At 61.3% G+C, this 4,652-nt stretch carries 7 protein-coding genes; 2 read left to right on the forward strand and 5 right to left on the reverse strand.

Going from position 1 to position 4,652, the window contains the following annotated elements; translation table 11 throughout:
* The 4 genes from CG51_RS18475 to CG51_RS18490 all read right to left on the reverse strand — a co-directional run.
* On the reverse strand, positions 1-499 hold a 499-nt coding region (locus CG51_RS18475; protein WP_035747526.1), incomplete at its 3' end, for an MsnO8 family LLM class oxidoreductase.
* A gap of 185 nt (positions 500-684) precedes the next feature.
* On the reverse strand, positions 685-1,044 hold the full coding sequence (locus CG51_RS18480; protein ID WP_233141261.1) for a response regulator: 360 nt from the start codon (positions 1,042-1,044) through the stop codon (positions 685-687).
* 499 nt (positions 1,045-1,543) lie between these two features.
* Entirely contained in the window at positions 1,544-2,593 is a 1,050-nt protein-coding gene (locus CG51_RS18485) for an extracellular catalytic domain type 1 short-chain-length polyhydroxyalkanoate depolymerase (protein ID WP_035747520.1), read from the reverse strand.
* A 24-nt stretch (positions 2,594-2,617) separates the two neighbouring features.
* Positions 2,618-3,028: a CopG family transcriptional regulator gene (locus tag CG51_RS18490; RefSeq protein ID WP_035747521.1), complete on the reverse strand. Its 411-nt coding sequence runs from the start codon at positions 3,026-3,028 to the stop codon at positions 2,618-2,620.
* A 200-nt stretch (positions 3,029-3,228) separates the two neighbouring features.
* On the opposite strand from CG51_RS18490, the gene CG51_RS21005 reads away from it, so the two are divergent.
* Positions 3,229-3,357 carry a hypothetical protein gene (locus CG51_RS21005; protein WP_269845371.1) on the forward strand — a complete coding sequence of 43 codons (129 nt, stop codon included), beginning with the start codon at positions 3,229-3,231 and terminating at the stop codon, positions 3,355-3,357.
* A gap of 597 nt (positions 3,358-3,954) precedes the next feature.
* Positions 3,955-4,296, forward strand: a complete 342-nt coding sequence (locus tag CG51_RS18495) for a zinc ribbon domain-containing protein YjdM (protein WP_035747522.1) — start codon at positions 3,955-3,957, stop codon at positions 4,294-4,296.
* A 29-nt stretch (positions 4,297-4,325) separates the two neighbouring features.
* Here the strand turns inward: CG51_RS18495 and CG51_RS18500 are convergent.
* The coding region (locus CG51_RS18500) for an IS5/IS1182 family transposase (RefSeq protein ID WP_035747524.1) at positions 4,326-4,652 on the reverse strand (327 nt) is incomplete at its 5' end.

Here is a 4,652-nt window from a genome sequence, read left to right on the forward strand (position 1 = left end):
GGCTCGCGCCCAGCAGGAACAGTTCCAGCCCCTGCCGCGGTGCGGGCCGCAGTTCGGCGCCGGACGGGCGTCCCTTGAGCCAGCCATCCAGCTCCACCAGCTTGATATTGAAGTCCCGCGGTGTCCGGCGTTCGGATTGCAGCGCGCGGATGCTCTGCGGAAGGCCGCCCGGCGCCTTGCCGATCCCGATATCCACCCGCCCCGGCCCCAGATGGCTCAGTACGGAAGCGATCTCCGCCACCTTGTAGGGACTGTAGTGTTGCAGGAGAATGCCGCCGGTGCCGATCCGAAGCGCCCGGGTCCGTGCCAGCAGATGGGCGACAAGAAGCTCCGGTGCGGCGCTGGCGAGTGCGTCGAACCCGTGATGCTCGGCCAGCCAGTAACGATGGTAGCCCAGCCGGTCGGCAGCCTCCGCCAGTGTGATGGTGGCGGCCAGGGCATCCGTATCCGTCGCCGTTGCGACAGGGCTCTTGTCCAGAAGGCTCAATAGATATGTCATCTCGGATCACGGTCAGGGAGCGATAAAATAATATTAGTCTACAGAGTTACTGTAGTAAATTGGTGGGGGCTTCTGAACTTTGATCTGAAAAGGGGTGAAACTTCCCCTGGTTGGCAGGGAGGAAACAGAAACATTCCCCTCGTAGTCATCAGGATGATGGGGAACGGTAACGTAATTAATTGACTTTATTGTATTATGCCGCGGCCGACGATGATCGGCGCCGCCTGCCGCATCCGCACCACGCCTTCGATCCCATCCAAGTCGGGCAGGTTGAGGTCCAGCAACAACACATCGGGCAACGGCCACGCCTCCAAGCGGTCCACCGCCGCAGCGAGGCTCCCCACAGCCGCCACCTCCCCGATCCAGACGGGGCCGGTCGGGGTCATGGACAGCGCGTCGCAGAACAGCGGATGGTCATCCACGATCAGCGCGGTCCGCAAATCCTGTGCACCATCGGCCATCGCCTGTGCCGTTTGGTTTTCCCCCTTCCCTGCGGTGGCCGGCTCCCTCCGGCCCACGCGGGTCGATCCTAGCGCCCGGGGCACCCCGGGCAAGAACCCCGCTCCCTGCCAGCATCCCCTTGCAGCGCGCGGAGCAAATAGGACATTGGTCCCATCACAGCGGCTCCAGCAGCATTCCAGCCGCGGGACGCGTTGATCTGCAAACTGTAGCGGCCTGGATGCGGGGTAAGGAAACACCCCTCCTCCGCGCCCGCCTGATGCAGGTTCTCCACCACCGCCCCCGTGCCATCCAGCAGATAGACCACAAAGATCGTTGGGAGGAGCCTTGTCGAATGGCGGCGTGATCTGTTGCCCGTGCGCGGAATTCCACCGTCGCCGCACGGGCGGGCAGGGCGCCGATATGATCGGCGGACACCCGCGTGATGCGGAAGCCCTAGCTCAGATAGGCGCGCCCGTTTGATAGCGCACGTTCTCCGTCAATCCTCCATCCAGTCGTTGGAAGGCACCTAGAAGAGGCCGGTCTTCTGGCCGGCATCACGGGGGATTGTCGCGTGACGTTGCAAACCCTTGCCGCGGCGGCAACCTAGTCTTTCCGCAGGCTGAGAAAGAAGCGCGCCATCTCGGCGCTTGCATCGGGGCCGTTGGGATCGCTGTAGGTGCCGCGAGGATTTCCGCCGGACCAGGCATGGCCCAAGCCTTCAATCGTCCAATGCTCCAACAGCACCGCCCCGTCGCTTGCCGTGGTGGTTTCGCGGACGAAGTTGCGGCCATTTGTCTGCCCGGAAATCCTGTCCAGAAGCGTCTGCTTCGGCCCGGCGGCAAGGACGTCTGCCCCGATCCGGCCCGCATTCGATCCGTGCACGGTCTGATCCGCGCTGCCCTGGAAGATGATCGTAGGTGTGGGGCGCAGGTCCCGTCTGTGGGCGACCTCGCCTGCCCTGCCCCCCATGGCCGCGAAGGCCGATGGCACATCCCTCGCACTGCCGAATGGCAGTCCCGAATGCGCGCCCACAGCGGCGAAGACATCGTCATATGTCTGGCCAAGGATCACCGCCATCGCCGCCCCTGCCGACAGTCCGGCGACGAAGGTCCGTGCCGGGGGGATATCGTGGTCCCTTGAAATCTCGGAGGCGAGGCCGGCAAGAATCGCCGGCTCGCCCCTGCCCCGGCGCTGGTCACCGGGGCTGAACCAGTTCCAGCAAGACTGCGCGTTGTCGCCCCGCGACTGTCGCGGATAGACGATGATGAGCCGATGCTGTTCGGCAAGCGCGTTCATCCTGGTGCCCACCGCGAAATCGGCGCCGTTCTGGGTGCAGCCATGCAACATCATGATCACCCCCGCAGCACCATTCGCGGCGCTGGCGGGGACATACTTCAGATACTCACGCCCCCCCGCATCGCAGACAAAGTGCCCGCTGTCGAAGCGCGCACCCGGGACCGGCCGCTCTGTCGGCGCAGTGTCCGGTCTTGCGCCCATGCCGGACAGCGCGGAAAGCGGATTTGTCGCCGCTGCGCCGCTGCTGTCGGCGGCGAGACCGTGCTGCGCGAGGGTGCGGCGTACGAGATCATTAGCATTACCGGGGCGTGCGTCGGCAATCGCCCGGCGCAGCGCGCCGAGGTCGAGTGGTTTCATGCTGCAATTCCTTGGTTCAGGTAACTAGTGGATACGGTCGCCGAGTGCTTTCCGGATGTCGTCGCCCGCCTGCAAAGCGCCGAGGACGGTGATCGAACCGATGGTTGCCGCAGCGAGTTCCGGGGTCACGTCAGGCGCAATCCGCGCAAGGCCGACGACACTGACATGCAGCCGCTCCCCCTTCTCGCGCAGCGCCTGAAGCTCGGCTCGGGTGATCGTGCGCAAGCCGAGCTCCATGGTGTTACGCTCAAGCGACCGGGTCACGACCTCGTCATGAGCGGCCAGCTGGTTGCGGATCGCCGTGCGGATGAAGTCGCTGCGGTTGGAATAGAACCCCTCCTGCACGAGAAGGTCGATCCGTCCCAGATCAACGTAACCCAGATTCAGGGTGATCTTTTCGTTGTCTGTCATCTTGGTAAGTGTGTGTGCCGCCATGACAGCGCTCCTTATTCCATTTGGCTGTTATATGGATGGTAAATGGATGGTTTCAAGAGGTCTTCGTCCATTCTCCGGTTTGAAGCATTCATGGCGATTGCGCTGCCGGACGCCCCTTTGAGAAAGGGCTATCTATCTTCCCACAAAGGTATAATTTGTCTGGACCGTCGATTTAGGCGGCAGTTCTGAGGAGCAGGCCAATGGCCAAGGGCATGGACAAGCGAAAACGCGATGAGAAGAAACCGAAGGCGGTAAAGCCGAAGGTGATTGCTGCCGCACCCAGCACCAAAGACAAGGTTTCCAAAGCCGTCGCTGAGAAAGCCAAATGACGGCATCAGACGGGCGCAGGGCAGAAGACTCTGCGCTCGTCGATGTCTGGAGGCGCAAGCCCTCGATGTCGGGAAACGGTGCGCGTTGAGGGCGGCTGGTCTTGAATTGCGGCCGTACCGATTTTGCCTTGAACATCGGCGCTAATCGGCGGCACCTGCGGTCGTGTCAGCCGAAGCTAGTTCAGGCTGGCGGCCCGATGCCTGATTTCCGCTCAGGGTTTTGTCCTCTTTCTACGCGGCGGGGGAAATGCCTCGTCCGCGCAGCCCTAGTTGATGGCAGATCGCGCATTATCCTCGGGCAAGAGCACAATGGGCGGATTCAAGGAAATCTCAGCCCCTCCAAGATCATGTTGGAGCGCGACGATCCGTCCCCTGCCAGCCCGCGTCTGGATGGGAAGCCACGTTGCTGCAATGAGGCTTTTGAAGGGTAACTTATGAAACATGATAACCGCCTTGCTGTCATCTTCCAGAATCGGGTGAGAGGCGGCTGAGTTGCCAATAGCCGATAGAAGGGGTCGAGGGACAGTCGGTCCATCGAGAACGACGGCGATGATTTCGTCTCGCCTCGATCTGCCCCGCTCTGATATAGGCCGAGGTATGATAGAATCTTTGCCTCCCTGCCCCGAGTGTCGCTCCACCTACACCTACGAGGGGGAAACACTCCTTAACTGTCCCGAGTGCGGGCATGAATGGCCTCTTACCGGTCCCGTTGAGGGCCGTACCGAGGTGCGCGATAGCGTGGGCAATCTCCTAGCGGATGGCGACACCGTCACCGTGATCAAGGATCTCAAGCTCAAGGGATCGTCTGGCGTTATCAAGGTCGGCACCAAGGTGCGCAGCATTCGGTTAGTTGATGGTGATCACGACATTGATTGCAGAATCCCGGGAATCGGGGCGATTGGACTTAAGTCTCAATTTGTGAAGAAAGTTGCTGATTAGCGGAGTTCGACGCTGCCTATGCTGTTAGGTCATGTTGACAAACGGCGAAGCCAAAGCCTGATGCAGGCGATGTCTATGAAACCGAGGAAGCTGTTTGCAGTCTTGTCGTAGCGGGTTGCGAGCCGGCGACTGTTTTTCATCTTGTTGAAGCACCGCTCGACCATGTTGCGCAGCGTGTGGATGGTCATGTCGACGCTCTTGCGAACCTTCCGGTTCTTGCGCATCGGTAGCATGGGGAGGGCGTTACGGCTCTCGATATCTTCCCGAATTTTATCAGAGTCATAGCCCCTGTCGGCGACCAGAGCTGCTGGCTGCGGCTGGTTGTCTGCCATCACCAGCTCATACCCGGTGTAATC

Origin of the sequence: Haematobacter missouriensis (assembly GCF_000740775.1) — a bacterium.
GTDB lineage: Bacteria > Pseudomonadota > Alphaproteobacteria > Rhodobacterales > Rhodobacteraceae > Haematobacter > Haematobacter missouriensis.